This window comes from Xanthomonas sp. WHRI 7064, assembly GCF_040202355.2.
In the GTDB taxonomy this organism is placed as follows: domain Bacteria; phylum Pseudomonadota; class Gammaproteobacteria; order Xanthomonadales; family Xanthomonadaceae; genus Xanthomonas; species Xanthomonas arboricola.
In genome coordinates this window covers 4,752,530-4,769,847 of record NZ_CP167821.1, presented here as the reverse complement: position 1 = coordinate 4,769,847, position 17,318 = coordinate 4,752,530, and the positions used below count along the sequence as shown (strand labels likewise).

General features: G+C 68.8%; 11 protein-coding genes and 1 pseudogene. 10 read left to right on the top strand and 2 right to left on the bottom strand.

The features are described 5' to 3' along the window. Positions 1–105 precede the first annotated feature (105 nt). From folE to ABQY74_RS20235, 5 genes and pseudogenes are all read left to right on the top strand, one after another. Positions 106–708, top strand: coding sequence for a GTP cyclohydrolase I FolE (gene folE / locus ABQY74_RS20255; protein ID WP_016902173.1), 603 nt, complete (start codon positions 106–108; stop codon positions 706–708). 19 nt (positions 709–727) lie between these two features. Beyond that, positions 728–2,197, top strand: a complete 1,470-nt coding sequence (locus tag ABQY74_RS20250; RefSeq protein WP_016902174.1) for a DUF3375 domain-containing protein — start codon at positions 728–730, stop codon at positions 2,195–2,197. Next, the gene (locus ABQY74_RS20245; RefSeq protein WP_349792712.1) at positions 2,184–2,885 is read left to right on the top strand and encodes a DUF4194 domain-containing protein; all 702 of its coding nucleotides are present in this window, start codon (positions 2,184–2,186) and stop codon (positions 2,883–2,885) included. Before ABQY74_RS20250 ends, ABQY74_RS20245 begins: the two co-directional genes overlap by 14 nt. A gap of 390 nt (positions 2,886–3,275) precedes the next feature. Continuing rightward, positions 3,276–6,720: pseudogene (locus ABQY74_RS20240) on the top strand (ATP-binding protein); the annotation flags it as partial. 756 nt (positions 6,721–7,476) lie between these two features. Then, entirely contained in the window at positions 7,477–9,537 is a 2,061-nt protein-coding gene (locus ABQY74_RS20235) for a TonB-dependent siderophore receptor (RefSeq protein WP_047126750.1), read from the top strand. Here the strand turns inward: ABQY74_RS20235 and ABQY74_RS20230 are convergent. After that, positions 9,534–10,313 (bottom strand): TSUP family transporter, encoded by a 780-nt coding sequence (locus tag ABQY74_RS20230; protein ID WP_181098469.1) that lies wholly within the window; start codon positions 10,311–10,313, stop codon positions 9,534–9,536. The genes ABQY74_RS20235 and ABQY74_RS20230 overlap by 4 nt on opposite strands. A gap of 89 nt (positions 10,314–10,402) precedes the next feature. On the opposite strand from ABQY74_RS20230, the gene ABQY74_RS20225 reads away from it, so the two are divergent. After that, on the top strand, positions 10,403–10,792 hold the full coding sequence (locus tag ABQY74_RS20225; RefSeq protein ID WP_047126566.1) for a YchJ family protein: 390 nt from the start codon (positions 10,403–10,405) through the stop codon (positions 10,790–10,792). A 151-nt stretch (positions 10,793–10,943) separates the two neighbouring features. Here ABQY74_RS20225 and ABQY74_RS20220 read toward each other — a convergent pair whose 3' ends face one another. Beyond that, entirely contained in the window at positions 10,944–11,774 is an 831-nt protein-coding gene (locus ABQY74_RS20220; RefSeq protein WP_260400695.1) for an SDR family NAD(P)-dependent oxidoreductase, read from the bottom strand. A 23-nt stretch (positions 11,775–11,797) separates the two neighbouring features. Between ABQY74_RS20220 and ABQY74_RS20215 the strand changes: the two genes are divergently transcribed. The 4 genes from ABQY74_RS20215 (at position 11,798) to ABQY74_RS20200 (ending at position 17,262) form a co-directional block, all read left to right on the top strand. After that, a complete protein-coding gene (locus tag ABQY74_RS20215; protein WP_047126568.1) occupies positions 11,798–12,670 on the top strand; it encodes a LysR family transcriptional regulator in 873 nt (290 codons plus the stop codon). Between the two features lie 264 nt (positions 12,671–12,934). After that, positions 12,935–13,141, top strand: coding sequence for a hypothetical protein (locus tag ABQY74_RS20210; RefSeq protein ID WP_039518438.1), 207 nt, complete (start codon positions 12,935–12,937; stop codon positions 13,139–13,141). Between the two features lie 315 nt (positions 13,142–13,456). Next, positions 13,457–15,616 carry a lytic murein transglycosylase gene (locus ABQY74_RS20205; protein WP_047126569.1) on the top strand — a complete coding sequence of 720 codons (2,160 nt, stop codon included), beginning with the start codon at positions 13,457–13,459 and terminating at the stop codon, positions 15,614–15,616. A gap of 380 nt (positions 15,617–15,996) precedes the next feature. Beyond that, positions 15,997–17,262: a TCR/Tet family MFS transporter gene (locus tag ABQY74_RS20200; RefSeq protein WP_046345147.1), complete on the top strand. Its 1,266-nt coding sequence runs from the start codon at positions 15,997–15,999 to the stop codon at positions 17,260–17,262. Positions 17,263–17,318 lie beyond the last annotated feature (56 nt).

Here is a 17,318-nt window from a genome sequence, read left to right as displayed (position 1 = left end):
AATGAATCAATAGTCACTGAACCCGGGCAAGCCGGCGCAACCGCCACTGGGGCCGCCGGCCCGTCCTCGGGTACCATGCTCGCCCCCTTTGGGTGCACCCTGCGCATGAGCCAGTCCGACCAGCCCGATTCCCCCGTCACCCAGGCCCAGGCCGAAGATGCCGTGCGCACCCTGCTGCGCTGGGCCGGCGAAGACCCGGCCCGCGAAGGCCTGCTGGATACCCCGCGCCGGGTCGCCGAAGCCTATGGCGACTGGTTCAGCGGGTATCGCGAGGAACCGCGCGAATACCTGGAACGCACCTTCGAGGAAGTGGCCGGCTACGACGAGCTGATCGTGCTGCGCGACATCTCCTACGAAAGCCACTGCGAGCACCACATGGCGCCGATCATCGGCAAGGTGCACGTGGGCTACCTGCCGCGCGGCAAGGTTGTCGGCATCAGTAAGCTGGCGCGCGTGGTGGAAAGCTATGCGCGGCGCTTCCAGGTGCAGGAAAAGATGACCGCGCAGATCGCCCAGTGCATCCAGGACGTGCTGCAGCCGCGCGGCGTTGGCGTGGTGGTGGAAGGCTCGCACGAGTGCATGACCACCCGCGGTATCCACAAGCGCGGCGTCAGCATGGTGACCTCCAAGATGCTGGGCAGCTTCCGCGAGGACGCGCGCACCCGCGCCGAGTTCCTGCAGTTCATCGAAGTGGGCGGCAAGCGTTGAGGCAGCCGTTGCCGTCGCCATGAAGCACCAGGCACGTATCGCCGGCTATCGCCAATTGCGCGAGCAGCCGGTGTGGAAACTGCTGGCCGCCGACCACGCGCCGGAGCTGATCGGCCTGCTGCAGACGGTGTTGCTGGACGGCGAACGCCGCCTGCCCTCGGCCGTGCTGCACGAGCGCCTGCAGCGCCAGCTCGACGCGCTGCGCGCCGACGAACTCTCGCGCGAGTTGCCGCGTACCGCGCAGGCCTATCTGGCGCATTGGCTGGCACAGGGCTGGCTGGAACGTCGCCTGCCCGAGGGCGCGGCCGAAGAAGAATACGAGCTGTCGCGCGCGGCCACCCAGGCCATCCGCTTCATCGTCGGCCTGCGCGAGAGCAGCAGCAGCGCCACAGAAAGCCGCCTGTCGCTGGTGATCCAGCAGCTGGTGCAGCTGGCGGGCCAGACCGAAGCCGACCCGGAGCTGCGTCTGGCCGCCCTGCGCGAAGAACGCGCGCGCATCGATGCCGAGATCGAACGGGTGGCCTCCGGCCGCGTGGCCGCGCTGGACGGCAAGCGCGCGCTGGAGCGTGCCCGCGACCTGATCCATCTCTCCGACGAGCTGGCCGAAGATTTCCATCGCGTGCGCGACGATTTCGAACAGCTCAACCGCCAGTTCCGCGAACGCATCATCGACGACGAGGGCGCACGCGGCGACGTGCTGGAGCAGCTGTTCAACGGCGTGGACGTGATCGCCGACAGCGAGGCCGGGCGCACCTTCGAGGCGTTCTGGAGCCTGCTCAACGACACCCAGCAAAGCAGCCAGCTCGATCAGGCGCTGGATGCGCTGCTGGCACGCGGCTTTGCGCGCAAGCTGGACCGGCGCGAGCGCGCCTTTTTGCGCGGGTTGACCGGCACGCTGCTGGAGCGCGGCGGCGAGGTGCACACGGTGATGCAGCACTTCGCCCGCAGCCTGCGCGGTTTCGTGCAGAGCCGCGGCTATCTGGAGCAGCGCCGGCTCAATCAATTGCTCAAGCAGGCGCAGGGCGAAGCCTTGCAGCTGCGCGACAGCCTGCACGCCACCACCGCCACCGGCTACACCCAGGCGTTGAGCGCTGCCCGCCTGCGTTCGCTGTCGCAATGGCGCCTGCACGACCCGCGCCTGACCCAGGTCGATGGCCGCGTGCAGGCTGCCGACGCGGCAGACATCTCGCTCGACAGCGTGGGCGATCTGGTCGCGCAATCGGAAATCGACGTGCGCAGCCTGCGCCGCGACCTGCACGAGCTGCTCGGCCAGCGCCCGCGCCTGACCATCGGCGATGCGCTGCAGCAGCGCCCGGCCGCGCAGGGCCTGGGCAGCGTGATCGGTTACCTGTCGCTGGGCACGCGCCACGGCGTGGTGATCGACGGACAGATGGAAACGGTGCAATGGGAAGGCGGCGACGGCGCCCTGCGGCGCGCACGCATTCCGCTGGTGTGGTTCACCCGGGAGAAACGCAATGAACTGGACTGAGGACACCCGCCTGGACGCGGACGAGGACAGCGGCGCGTCGGTCGATGCCGGCCGCACGCCGCTGACGGAGACATCGCCTGCACAGCCGCGCGGCGAGCTGTTTCTGGGCGACACCGGCACGCTGCCGTTCGATGCGCGGCGCGCGCTGTGCCAGCTGCTGGCCGGCCCCAGCATCGATGCGCAACGCCACGGTGCGTTGTGGCCTGCGCTGCTGCGCAACGAGGCGGCGATCCGCCAGGTCTTGTGCGAGCTGTTCCTGGAGCTGGTGCTGGACCGCGAGGGCGGGGTGGCCTTCACCCGTCAGGCCGACACCGCCGAGCTGGAATCGCCGACCCTGCTGCGCAGCGCGCCGCTGACCTTTATCGAGTCGGTGCTGCTGCTGTTCCTGCGCCAGCAACTGGCCGAAGCCGATACGCGCGGCGAGCGTGCGGTGGTGGACGAGGCGCAGTTGGTGGAGGCCCTGTCGGTCTACGAGAAGAACGTGTCCACCGACCGCGCCGGATTCGCGCGACGGGTGCTGACGGCGATCTGCAAGATGCGCGAGAACCAGTTGCTGTCGCGGCTGCGCGGCAGCGAGGAGCGCTACGAGGTCTCGCCGGTGCTGAAGTTGCTGTTCTCGGCCGAAGACGTGCAGGCCCTGGTGGTGGCGTATCGCGGCTTGCGCGAGGGAGACGTTGCGCTCGACTAAGTGCCTTCCCCCATCGGGAGAAGGTGCCAGAAGGGCGGATGAGCGGACGGCCGATCGCAATGCCCGATGTATGACGCCCGGGATGCGCGGAGTTTGTGTAGTCGTGCGTTGTGCGGCACAAGTCAGCACTCACGCCCGATCAAACGCGATCACTTTTTTCCACGGGCTGCAGCAAGGCATCCAGCTTCCTTATCGGCCGCCCCCGCCGCCCCACGTCAACGCAGACCACCGCAGCCGTAGGAGCGGCCCCGGCCGCGAAGGGGCCGTACCGAATCACTCCCAGACCACAGCACCGCCACCAGCCCAGCAACACGCAACACCCCGCTTCAATCAGTCCTGATGTGAGTCGTCTTCAGCGTTACCCGTCATCCCGTTTTGGTGAGTTAAGCCATGAATTCCCAGTCCAACCTGTCGCCGGCGCAGCCGGGCGCGTCCCTGTTCACTGATTCGCTTGCCGAGCAGCGCGCGCAGCAGTTCCGCATGCGGCGCTTGCAGGTGCACAACTGGGGCACGTTCAACGGCTTGACCGAGGTGCCGATCGCCGAGAAGGGCTTCCTGTTCGTCGGGCGCTCCGGGTCGGGCAAGTCGACCCTGCTGGATGCGATGTCGGCCTTGCTGACCCCGCCCAGCATCGTCGACTTCAACGCCGCCGCACGCGAGGCCGAGCGTAGCGGGCGCGATCGCAGCCTGGTGTCGTATGTGCGCGGTGCCTGGGCCGATCAGCAGGACAGCGCCTCGGGCGAGATCGCCACCCAATACCTGCGCAAGGGCGCCACCTGGTCGGCGCTGGTGCTGGAATACCGCAACGCGCACGGTGAGACGGTCAGCCTGATTCGCCTGTTCTGGATCGCCGGCAGCGGCAATGCCGCAGCCGATGTGCGCCGCCATTACATGGTCGCGCCGCGCAGCTTCGATGTGGCCAGCGAGCTGGATGGCTTCGATCTGGATCTGCGCAGGCTCAAGGCGCGTCTTGGCGAGGAGGTCGCGCATTTCGACGGTTTTGCCGGCTACGCAGAGCGCTTTCGGCATGCGCTGGGCATCGGCAACGAGATGGCGTTGCGGTTGCTGCACAAGACCCAGTCGGCCAAGAACCTGGGCGATCTCAATGTGTTCCTGCGCGGCTTCATGCTGGACGAGCCGCGCACGTTCGAGGCGGCCGACCGGCTGGTGGAAGACTTCGCCGAACTCGACGGCGCACACCATGCGGTGGTCACCGCACGCCGCCAGGTGGAAACGCTCAGCCCGGCACGCGAGCACCATGCGGCACTGATGGCTCTGCGCCACAGCGTCGGCGAGTTGCGCGAGCTGCAGCTGGGCGTGGACAGCTATCGCGAACAGCAGCGTCTGGCCTTGCTGGAGACGCGCCTGCACGAACTCGATAGCCAGGACCGCGGGCTGGCCGGCGAAGAAGGCCAGCGGCGTGAGTCGCTGGACAATCACGAACAGAAACTCGCCGGGCTGGAACGCGAACAACGCGCCGCCGGTGGCGAGCAGATCGAGGAACTCGAACGCGAGCGCGCCCGGGTCGAGCGCGAGCGCGACGAGCGCTTGCGGCGCCGCGTGCAGATCGAACAGGCCTGCCGCCAGCTCGGCACGGCCCTGGCCGCAGGCGCCAGCGGCTTTGCCGAGCAGATCGCGTACGCGCAGACCGTGCTCGAGAACGGCAAGCACGACGCCAGCGCACTGGATGAGGCGATCGCCGAGCGCATGGGTGCGCGCCGCGACGATGAGCGGCGCTTTGCCGAGATCCGCGCCGAACTGGATGCGTTGAAGCGCGCGCCGTCTAGCATGCCGGCACCGATGCAGGCCTTGCGCGCGCGCCTGTGCGAGGACACCGGCATTGCCGAAGCGGCGCTGCCGTTCGTCGGCGAACTGGTGCAGGTACGCGAGGATCAATCTGCCTGGCGCGGCGCGATCGAGCGCGTGCTGAGCGGTTTTGCGCAGTCGCTGCTGGTGGACGACCGCCATTACGCGCAGGTCAGCGAGTGGGTCAACCGCACCCAGCTCGGCACGCGGCTGGTGTATTTCCGGGTACGCCGCAACGATGCGCTGCATGCGCGCACGCCGGATGCGCGTGCATTGCCGGGCAAGCTGCAGCTACGCGAGCATGCCTTCACCGAGTGGCTGCGCAACGAATTGATGCGCCGCTTCGACTACGAATGCGTCGACAACGCCGCCGCGCTGCGCAATGCCGACCGCGCCATCACCCGCGAAGGGCAGGTCAAGCATCCCGGCGACCGTTACGAAAAGGACGACCGCCATGCGGTCAATGACCGCAAGCGCTGGTTGCTGGGCCACGACAACCGCGACAAGCTCAAGGTGTTCGAGCGCGAAGCGCAGACGCTTGCCCAGCGCATCGCCAGCTGCGATGCCGACGTGGCCGCGCTGCGCAAGCAACGCGAGCAGGACCAGGAACGGCAGCTGGCCGCGCACACGCTGGTCGAGCGCGACTGGGACGAGATCGATGTCGGCCCCAAGCTGCAGCGCCTGAGCGACATCGACGAACAGCTGCAGCAGCTGCGCGAAGGCAACAGCGGCCTGCGCGCGCTCGGCCAGGCGATCGAGACCGCACGCACCTTGCGCGACCAGGCCAAGCGCACCTACGAGGACGTGCGGCTGGAGCGCGCGCAGCTGGCACGCGAGCGGGTCCGGCTCGAACAGCAGCACGCTGCCTGTGCCAGCCGTGCCGGCACCGCCGCGCTCACGCCCACCCAGCTGCAGGGCCTGCGCGAGCGCCTGGCGACGCTGGCACCGCTGTCGCTGGACAATCTGGAAGCGCATTTCCGCGTGGTCGAGCGTGGCCTGGCCGAGCAACTGGCCGAGAGCCAGGGCCGCGACAGCCGGCTCAGCGCGCAGCTACTCGATTGCTTCCGCAAGTACTGCCAGCAATGGCCGGAAGACAGCGGCGATTTCACCGTGAGCCTGGCCAGTGCCGACGATTTTCTCGCGCGCCTGGATCGCCTGGAGAGCGATGGCCTGCCGCGCCACGAGCACCGCTTCTTCGATCTGCTGCAGACCCAGAGCAAGAACAATCTGCTGGCCCTGCAGCGCCACACCGCCGAGGCCCACAAGGGCATCAAGCAGCGCATGGACGAGGTCAATGCCAGTCTGGAGCAGGTGCCGTTCAATCGCGGCACGCTGCTGACCATCGAGGTCAGCGACCGTCGCCTGGGCGAGGTGCAGGAGTTCCAGCAACAGCTGCGCGCGGTGCTGTCGCATCAACAGACCGAAGACCGCGCACTGGCCGAGGCGCAGTTTTCCACCCTGCGCGCATTGGTGGCACGCCTGGGCGCGCAGGAACCGGACGCACGCCGCTGGCGTGAGCAGGTGCTGGACGTGCGCCAGCATGTGGAGTTCATCGGTGTCGAATTGGATGCGCAGACCCGCGCGCAGGTGGAGATCTACCGCAGCGGCGCCGGCAAATCCGGCGGTCAGCGCCAGAAGCTGGCAACCACCTGCCTGGCCGCCGCACTGCGCTACCAGCTCGGTGGCGAAGACGGCGAACTGCCACGCTACTGCGCGGTGGTGCTGGACGAAGCCTTCGACAAGGCCGACAACGAATTCACCGCGCTGGCAATGAACATCTTCGAGAACTTCGGTTTCCAGATGGTGGTGGCCACGCCGCTGAAATCGGTGATGACGCTGGAGCCGTTCATCGGCGGTGCCTGCTTTGTGGAAATCAGCGGCCGGCACAACTCCGGCGTGCTGCTGATCGAATACGACGAGCAGGCGCAGCGACTCCAGTTACCCGAGCGCTCGCGTGGGGACGAGGCCGCTGCAGCGGTGACGGAGCAGCCGAGGAGTGTTGCGCAGAGCGAGGATGCGGCGCGTTCGACGCAGGTCCAAACGCGTATGGACAGCACCGGCGCTGTCTCTGGCGCTGAGGGCGCGCCGCTTCAGGGTGTTCCTGCACAGGACGACGCGGCGGCCAAGGCGAGCAGGCGCGCCAGCAAGGTCGCGCCGGCATCGACGCCGGCCGTTCAAGCCGCGCCGAAGCCCGCGAAGACAGCCGCTGCCAGCGCACGTGCGGGATCAGGCAAGTCGGCAGCGGCGAAGACCGCAGCGGGCAAGGCCGCATCCGCCAAACCTGCATCAGCCAGGCGTGCATCGCCTGCAGCGGGCACAGCGCGCAAGCCGGCAACGCCGGCCAAACCGGCCAGGACGCCAGCGAACACCGGGACGGCACCCAGGCGCGCGACCGCGTCCGCCAAACCGACTGCCAGGCCAAACAAAGCCGCGACAACAGCGGCAGCGCCGAAAAAGCCCGCTGCCAAGTCGACGGTAGCGACCAGGCGCGCCACCACTTCGCTGGGTGGCACAACCAAGGCAACCAGGACAACTGCCGCGCGTAGCGTGGCCAAGCCTGCGCCAGCCAAACCCGTGGCCAAGGCACGTGCTGTGTCCACGCGCGGATCTGCAGGCAAGCCGCGCGGAAAACGCTGAGCGCGCCACCTGGATGCCTGCGTCACCGCGCTGCGGTCGCAGGCGTCCAGATCAGCAGCGCAGCAAGGCGGGCGCGCGTAGATAAGAATCGTTATCATTATCGGCCCAGATGTGCCCGCTAGCGCGCATCGTCCCGCTGAAGATCCCGATGACCCCACTGCCTGCGCCTCGCCACCTGTTGTTCGCGTCCCTGTTTGCCGCCATGCCGGCCGCCGCCCAGGAGGCCAGCCTGCTCGACGCCATCGTGGTCAGCGAAAAGCGCGCCCTGTACCGGCCGGAAAAGGCCGCCGGTGCCACCCGCACGCAGACGCCGGTGGAGCGCATTCCGCAGGCGATCCAGGTGGTGCCGCGCTCGGTCATCGACGAACAGCAGCTCACCCGGCTGGTGGATGTGGTGGCCAATGTCTCCAACGTGCAGCCCGGCGGCACCCAGGGCAATCGCTCGGAAACCTTCGTCATCCGTGGCTTCGAGGCGTCCTCGTATGCGGTCGACGGCATCCTGCTCAACCCGGCGCAGAACTTCACCGAGACCGTGCGCGATCTGGCCAATGTCGCCCAGGTGGAAGTGCTCAAGGGCCCGGCCGCGGTGCTGTACGGCCGCGGCGAACCCGGCGGGGTGATCAATCTGGTCACACTGCGCCCGGATGCGGTGTTCGGCGGCAACGCGTCGGTGCAGGTGGCGGAACACGGCCTGCGCCGCGTGCAATCGACCGTCACCGGCCCGCTGAGCCCGACGCTGTCGGCACGGCTCAGCGCCGCCGCGCAGGAAACCGGCAGCTTTCGCGCCGCGCAGGCCGATGGTGATCGCGTGTTCGTGTCGCCCTCGCTGGCCTGGCGGCCCAACTCGCAGCTGCGCGCCGATCTGGATCTGGAATACACCCGCCAGACCAGCCCGGGCGATCGCGGGCTGGTCGCCATCGACGGGGTGGTGCGTGGACCGGCGGAGCGCAGCTTCGGCGAGCCGTGGTCACGCAATCACGGCACTTCGCGCACCGCACGCGGGCGCATCGAATATGACGCCAACGACTGGCTGACGCTGCGCCAGATCCTCAACCACCAGGACGGCGACAGCGGCCGCGACGTGGCCGACTTCACCGGCTTCAGCGCCGACCGCGCCTTCCTGCAGCGCCGCGCCGTGCGCCAGGACCAGCAGGTGCGCGCAACGACCTCGCAGACCGAAGCGCTGGCGCATTTCGCCACCGGCCCGCTGCGCCATCAGCTGCTGGCCGGCGCCGAGTACGTCGATGCGCATCGCCACACCGGCGAAGCGCGCGCACCGCTGGCCCGCATCAGCGTGCGCAACCCGGTGCAGGGCGCCTTGCCGGGCAGCTATGTGCTGGCCCGCGAGATCGATGTCGATGCGCGCTATGCCGCGCTGTATGTGCAGGACCAGATCAGCATCGGCGAGCGTTGGGACGTGCTGGCCGGCGTGCGCTGGGACGACGTGCAGCAGACCACCATCGACAACGGCGCGCGCACCCGCGAAGACGGCCGGCGTGCATCGCCGCGCATCGGCGTGGTGTGGAAGGCGGCGCCGCAGCTGTCGCTGTACGCCAATACCTCCACGTCGTTCCGGCCGCGCAGCGCCACGCTGTTTTCCGGCGGCAGCGCACCACCGGAGACCGGCCGCCAGTACGAGCTCGGCCTGAAGGGCGCGCTGTTCGACAACCGCGTGCTCGCCACCGCCGCCGCGTTCCAGATCACCAAGGACAATGTCGCCACCAGCGATCCGGACAACAGCGGCTTCGTGCTGGTCACCGGCCAGCAACGCGTGCGCGGGCTGGAGCTGGACATCACCGGCGAGCTCACCCGGAACTGGCGGCTGATTCTGGGCGCCGGCTATCTGGATGCGCAGGTCACCCGCGATACCGTCATCCCGGCCGGCAACCGCCTGCGCGGCGTGCCGCGGGTCAGCGCCAGTCTGTGGAGCACCTATCACGTCGCCAGCGGGCCGCTGTACGGCCTGACCCTGGGCGCCGGCGCGGTGCATGTGGGCGAGCGCGAAGGAGATCTCGCCAACAGCTATCGTATTGCCGGCTACACGCGCTTCGATGCCTCGGCGGCGTACCGCTTCGGTGGCCGTTACCAACTGGCGCTGATGCTGCGCAATGTCGCCAACCGTTTCTACATCGAGCAACCGGTGACGCAGACCACCAATTATCCCGGCGCACCGCGCACCTTGTCGGCGACGCTGAGTATGGATTTCTAAACGCCGTGCAGCAGATCCCAGCCCATCTTGCCGATCAGCACGATGACCAGCACCAGGAACAACGTGCGGATCAGCGGCGTACCGCCGCGTAGCGCCATCCGCGTGCCGGCGACCGCACCGGCTACGTTGGCCACCGCCATCGGGATGCCGATCGCCAGCATCACCTGGCCGCTGGGCAGGAAGAACGACAGCGCTGCCAGGTTGGTGGCCAGGTTCACCACCTTGGCTGCGGCCGAGGCGCGCAGAAAGTCCAGCCCGAAAAAGCGGATGAACAGGAAGATCAGGAAACTGCCGGTACCGGGCCCGAAGAACCCGTCGTAGAACCCGATCGCCGCGCCCATCGCCAAGGCAGTGATCAGTTCGCGCCGGCCGATCTGGCGTGGCCGATGCAGCGCACCGAAGTCCTTCTTGATCAGCGTGTAGACCAGCATCGCGATCAGCAGCACCAGGATCAGCGGCCGCACCGCCTGCTTGGGCATCAGGCTGACCGCGGTCGCGCCCAGAAACGAAAACGTAAACGCCGCCACCGTCGCGTACAGCACCGGCCGCCACGGAAAGCGTACGGTGCGCGCATAGCGCCACGCCGAGGCACCGGTGCCGAACATCGCGCTGAACTTGTTGGTGCCCAGAATCAGCGACGGCGCCTGCTGCGGCAGGGTGGCAAACAATCCCGGCAACTGGATCAGGCCACCGCCGCCTACCGCTGCATCCACCAGCCCCGCGACAAAAGCGATGCACAGCAGCCACGGCAATTCGGTGGGAATCAGTTCCAGCAAGGCGGCGCTCCGCACGACGGGGCGACAGCATAAGCGCGCAGAAACCCCGCCTCCCACTTCCCACTTCCCAATTCCCGCACAATCGCCAGATGCCGACTTCCAATCCCACCGATCCCTGTCCCTGCGGCCGCGCCGCCACCTACGCGCAGTGCTGCGGGCACTACCACGCCGGCGCCGCCGCGCCCGATGCCGAAACCCTCATGCGTGCGCGCTACAGCGCCTACGTCCGCCGCGATGTGGCGTACCTGCTCGCCAGCTGGCATCCGTCCACGCGCCCATCCGAGCTGTCGCTGGACGAGGGCGGCCGCACCACCTGGCTCGGCCTGACCGTGCAACGCGCCATCGAGACCGGTACCGACACCGCCGAAGTGGCGTTCCTGGCCCGCTACCGCATCGGCGGCGGCAGCGCGGTGCGCATGACCGAACACAGCCGCTTCGTGCGCGAAGACGGCCGCTGGTATTACCTCGACGCGCGCTGAGCACGGCCCGGCACTGTCGCTGTCGGGACACCACCGGGACGCAGCAGGGTCTAACGCTCGTCGGCACCTGCGTGCCGGCACCGCGCCGCTGCGGCCGATATCGGCCTGCCTGGCCTCCACCGGCCCTCGGTAACGTCGGTAGTCGGCCGTACTAGTGGGCGAAGGCGTGCAGGCCGCCGTCCACGGCAATCACCTCACCGGTCAGATAGCGTGCAAGTGGCGAGGCCAGATAGGCGACCAGATGAGCGATGTCGTCGGGTTCGCCGAAGTAGCCGATCGGCACATGGCGTGCGATGAAGACCTGGCGCGCTTCCGGCGTGGGATGGAGCTTGTCCAGCACCTGTTCGGAGTTGATGCGTCCCGGTGCGATGGTATTGACCGTGATGCCCTCGGCCGCCAGCTGCGAGGCCATTCCCTTGGCCCAGAACTGCAGCGCTGCCTTCGCCGCGCCGGCGCCGTTGACCTCGCGGGGCTCCATGCTGCCGCTGAAGTTGATGATCCTGCCCCAGCGCCGGTGGCGCATGCCGGGCAGCAGGGCCTGGGTCATGCGCCGGGCACTGCCGAAGTTGAGCGCGAAGGCTTCGTCCCAGTCCGCATCGCTGGCCTCGAGCGCAAAAGGGCGTGCGCCACCGGCGGTATTGACCAGGATCTCGATCCGGCCCAGCGCCTGGCAGGCATCCCGGGCGATGCGCGTGATCTCGGTCGCGCTGGTGATGTCGCCGGGGATCACCAGCGGGCGCGGGTGACCCTGCGCCGCGATGTCGCTGGCCAGCTGTTCCAGCCTGTCGGCGCGGCGCGCGGTGATCGCCAGCTGCACCCCCTCGGCCGCCAGCACGCGGGCGATGCCGGCGCCGATTCCGGTGCTGGCGCCGGTCACCAGTGCCGTGTATTCACGCAATTTCAGATCCATCGACAACGTCCGTCTGAGTGAGGGCCCAGCCTGATCCGTTATCGAGCCGCGATAAACGCCGTTATCCTGCATTGATTGGCAACCAGGAGTGTTGAATGGATCTGCTGGACAGCATGCAGGTGTTCGTCCGCGTGGTGGACGGCGGCAGCCTCGCCGCGGCGGCGCAAGCGCATGGCATTTCCCCGACCATGGCTGGCAACCACCTGCGCGCCCTGGAGCAACGCCTCGGTCTGCAGTTGCTGGTGCGGACCACGCGACGGCAGCGATTGACCGCGTTTGGCGAGGCCTACTACGGGCGTTGCCGGGAGATTCTTGAGCTGGTCGCCGATACACAGGTGCAGGCCGACGGTCAGCGCCTGGAACCGGCCGGGCCGCTGCGGGTCGCCGCACCGGTGTCGTTCGGAACCTATGGGCTCACGCCGGTGCTTGGCGAGTATCTGCAGCGCCATCCCCAGGTGAGGCTGGATCTGCAGCTCAGCGATCGGGTGCAGGATCTGGTCGACGAGGGCATCGATGTAGCCGTCCGCATCGGGGCGCTGGGCGAGTCCTCGCTGGTGGCGCGCGCGCTGCAGCCTTATCGCCTGTGGTGCTGCGCGACGCCGGCCTATCTGCACCGCAACGGTACCCCGCAACGGCTTGCCGAGCTGGCCGGGCACCAATGCCTGGGGATGGATGCCAAGGCGCTCGGCCAGTGGCAGGACTACACCGGCGAGCGAATCGGCCCGCTGCCGCGCGCGCAGTTGCATCTCACCAGCGGCCCGGCCTTGCATCTGGCGGCCTTGCAGGGCCTGGGCATCGTGCTGCAGCCGGCGTTCCTGTTGCGTGCCGACGTGGAAGCGGGCCGGCTGGTGCGGCTGTTTCAGGACCGGGAGCTGCACCGTCCACTAAGCGTGCTCTATCCCCAAACCCGCTGGCGCTCGGTCACGGTACGCAGCTTCGTCGATTTCCTGCTGGAGCGGTTTGCCTGAAGCCGCCGGGCGTCAGACGGACCCCGTGGCAACGCGCGTTGCCGGAGCCTGGCTGGAGCGGCGAGCGTGCGGGGCGATCAATGCGCCGCGTTGCTGCTGCAATCACGCGGGTTGTCTCCATCGCCCGCGTGATCTAACGCGATAGCCGGCACCCCGTTCGTTCCGACGAACGGCAGGCACGGCCGTGCTTTCTCGACGCCACGTTCGCAGCCGATCCCGGAAGCTTGCCGCCTCGGCGGAGCTCGCCGCGGGGCGGACACGATGATGGCAACCTTCAATCTCTGGCAGTGGGTGCTTGTGGCCATCGTGGTGTTCGCGATCGTGCTGCCGGCGTGCCTGGCCACGGCACTGATCTGGTTCGGCCCCCGCCACGACGCCCCGCGCAGGGCGCGCGCCCGACGTATGTCCGACACCAGCCCCTCCAGCCCGGCGCTGTCGCTGCTGACCGGCATCACCGGCGACGGCAGCTAGGCGCGGCGATCGACGCGGCTGGGTTGCCGCGGCGTCTTCGCCAGACGGGCCGGATCGATGCCACTCCATCGGCGTGCAACATCACCATCCCACACGCGTTAGATAGCCTCTGCGCCGCACTCACCCCTCTGAAAAGCGCGCGCACCGCACAGTCACCGCTGCGTATCGCCACTGACCAGCGCAGCGCACCACACCGTCGCAACATCACGACCTGCACGCCTGCAACCAGCCAGGTTGGCTATCCTCGGCGGCTCGACCTGCCGCAGGAGCGCTCCACCGCATGACCTCCGTCCACACGCCGGCCATCGCGCCGTGATGCCGACCCGGCGCGTCCTGCCTGCGCTATTGGCGCTGGCGCCGCTGATCGCCTGCGCCGATCCGGCCTTCGACCGCTGCCTGGCCGGCCTGCAGACCCAGGCGGCCGCCAAGGGCGTGGCGGCCGCCAACTTCCAGCGCTTCACCGCCGGCCTGGCGCCCGATCCCAGCGTATTGCCGCTGCTCGATGCCCAGCCCGAGTTCACCACCCCGATCTGGGACTACCTCGCCAGCCTGGTCGACAGCCAGCGCGTTGCCGACGGCCAGGCCATGCTGGCCACCCACCGCGATTTGCTTACCCGCCTGTCCGAACAGACCGGGGTCGATCCGGCCACCATCGTGGCGGTCTGGGGCGTGGAGAGCGACTACGGCCGCGTCACCGGCAAGCGCCCACTGCTGGTCTCGCTGGCCACGCTGTCCTGCGCGGGCCGCCGCCAGCCGTTCTTCCGTGGCGAATTTCTTGCCTTGCTCGGTCTGCTGCAGCAAGGCGATCTGTCGCCGAATGGCTTGACCGGCTCCTGGGCCGGCGCCTTCGGGCAGACTCAGTTCATGCCCTCGACCTATGCCCGCATCGCGGTGGATGGCGACGGCGACGGCCGACGCGACCTGGTCGCCAGCATTCCCGACGCGCTGGCCTCCACCGCCAACTATCTGGTCAAGGCCGGCTGGGAGCGCGCCCGTCCCTGGGGCATGGAAGTCCGCCTGCCCGCCGGCTTCGATGCCAGCAAGGCCGGCCGCACCCGGCGCCAACCGCTGCAGGCCTGGCAAAACGCCGGCCTGCTCGGCACCGACGGCAAGGCGCTGGCGCCGGCCGGCCTGCCCGCCGACACCCCGGCTGCCCTGCTGCTGCCGGCCGGCGCGACCGGCCCGGCATTCCTGGTGTTCCGCAACTACGACGCGATCTACGCCTACAACGCCGCCGAAAGCTACGCGCTGTCGATCGCCCTGCTCGCCGACCGCCTGCGTGGTGGCGCCGGCCTGGTCGCCGCCTGGCCCACCGACGACCCCGGCCTGGGCCGGCCCGAACGGCGCGAACTGCAGCAATTGCTGCTGGCCCGCGGCCACCTGATCGGCGAGGCCGACGGCATGATCGGCACCGCCAGCCGGCGCGCCATCCAGGTCGAGCAGACCCGCCTGGGCCTGCAGCCGGCCGACGGCCGTCCCGGCCAGCGCATCCTCACCGCCTTGCGCGCCGCCCCGCCGGTCGCCGGCGCGGCGGCCATCCGCGCCACGGCGTTCAAGCTGCCGGCCGCCTATCCCGCATTCGTCCAATCCCCCATCGTCCAGAAGGCACCCCCCATGTCCGACCTCACCGGCCTGCGCACAGGCGACTTCCACGGCTTTCCCTCGCTGTTGATCGACACCCCGTTCTCCACTGCGGCCATCAGCCTGTTCGGCGGCCAGTTGCTGTCGTTCGTGCCCAAGGGCGGGCAGGACGTGATGTGGCTGTCGCCCACCGCCAAGCAGCCGCCCACCCCGATCCGTGGCGGCGCGCCGGTGTGCTGGCCGTACTTCGGCCGCCAGGACCAGACCGGCGAGGTCCCTGCGCACGGCTTCGTGCGCACCGTGCCCTGGCAGCTCACCGAGAGCCGGCGCGAGAACGACGGCACCCTGGTGCTCACGCTGACCCCGCCCAGCTTCGACGACCTGGCGCTGCGCCTGCGCATGACCCTGCGCATCGGCCGCACCCTCCAACAAAGCCTGATCACCGAAAACACCAGCCCGGCCCCGGTGCGCTTCACCCAGGCGCTGCACAACTACTTCCGCGTCGGCGACGCGCTCAAGGTCAGCGTGCAGGGCCTGGACGGGCTGGACTACCTCGACAAGTACGAGAACTACGCCACCGCCCACCGCCAGCAGGGCGACTGGAGCCTGCGCGACCCACGCGACCCCGGCCGCAGCGACCGTATCTACACCAACGCCGGCGGCCGCTACACCCTGACCGACCCGGTGCTTGGCCGCCGCATCGTCATCGCCACCAAAGGCAGCCGCTCGCTGGTGGCCTGGAACCCGGGCCAAGAGGCGGCCGCCAAGATGGCCGACGTGGGCGAGGGCTGGCGCGATTACGTCTGCCTGGAAGCGGCCAACGCCGGCCCGGACGTCATCGAACTCGCCCCCGGCGCCAGCCACACGCTGACCCAGACCATCAGCGTCGAGTAAGCGCAAGTTGGCACCAGGATCGCCCAGATCCTGCGCTGCCTTCCAAAACAGGAAAGAAGCAGCACGGCTCCCTTCTCCCGCCGGGAGAAGGTGCCCCCAAGGGGCGGACGAGGGTGCGGGCGAAGCCTCGTGTCACCTCGCAATTCCTGTGGCTTCGTCGGTACCCTCACCCCAACCCCCGCTACGCGCCCCGGCCCACGCATGAGGCGCAGGCGCTCCAGGGCACGCGCGCCAGTGGCGCGCGTGCCATGCCTTCTCGCCCCGCAGGAGAGGGGCTTTCAGTGATGGGGGCGTTGGGCGTATCAGGCGACAGCTCATCCCCACAACTCCGCCACCCAGTCCACCGCTACACTCGCCGCTTCGCCCCACTGCGCAGCGCGATGTCCCTCCCAGCAGATTCCGCTCCCGCCACGGGCCGGCGCCGCGCCGCGCTGATCTTCATCTTCATCACCGTGCTGATCGACGTGCTGTCGTTCGGCGTGATCATTCCGGTGCTGCCGGATCTGGTGCGCCAGTTCACCGGGGGCGACTACGCCGTCGCCGCCGGCTGGATCGGCTGGTTCGGCTTTTTGTTTGCCGCCATCCAGTTCGTCTGCTCGCCGCTGCAGGGCACCCTGTCCGACCGCTATGGCCGCCGCCCGGTGATCCTGCTCTCCTGCCTGGGCCTGGGCCTGGACTTCATCCTGATGGCGGTCGCCCATTCCCTGCCGATGCTGCTGCTGGCGCGGGTGATCTCCGGGGTGTGTTCGGCCAGCTTTTCCACCGCCAATGCCTACATCGCCGACGTCACCCCGGCCGACAAACGCGCCGGCGCGTTCGGCATGCTTGGCGCCGCGTTCGGTATTGGCTTTGTCGCCGGGCCGTTGATCGGCGGCTGGCTGGGCAGCATCGGCCTGCGCTGGCCGTTCTGGTTTGCCGCCGGGCTGGCGCTGCTGAACGTGCTGTATGGCTGGTTCGTGCTGCCCGAATCCTTGCCTGCCGAACGCCGCACGCCACGCCTGGACTGGTCGCATGCCAATCCGCTCGGCGCGCTCAAGCTGCTGCGCCGTTATCCGCAGGTGTTCGGCCTGGCCTCGGTGGTGTTTCTGGCCAACCTGGCGCACTACGTCTATCCCAGCATCTTCGTGCTGTTCGCCGGTTATCAATATCACTGGGGCCCGCGCGAGGTGAGCTGGGTGCTGGCCGGCGTCGGCGTGTGCAGCATCATCGTCAATGCGCTGCTGGTCGGCCGGCTGGTGCGCTGGCTGGGCGAACGCCGTGCGCTGCTGCTGGGTCTGGGCTGCGGGGTGGTCGGTTTCGTCATCTACGGGCTGGCCGACAGCGGCACCACGTTCCTGATCGGCGTGCCGATCAGCGCGTTCTGGGCGATCGCCGCACCGGCCGCGCAGGCCTTGATCACCCGCGAGGTCGGCGCCGATGCGCAGGGCCGCGTGCAGGGCGCGCTGACCAGCCTGGTCAGTCTGGCCGGTATCGCCGGTCCGCTGCTGTTTGCCAATGTGTTCGCCTGGTTTATCGGCACGGGCGCACCGCTGCATCTGCCCGGCGCACCCTGGTTGCTGGCGGGTTTTCTGCTGGCCGCAGGCTGGGTCATGGCCTGGCGCCGGGCGGGGCGGGGGGCCGGCATGGCCCCCGCGGCACAGGGGTGATGCCAACCTATTCAGCTTGTGCTCGCGCCCGCTTTATCTGATTTGCGCAGTCGCTG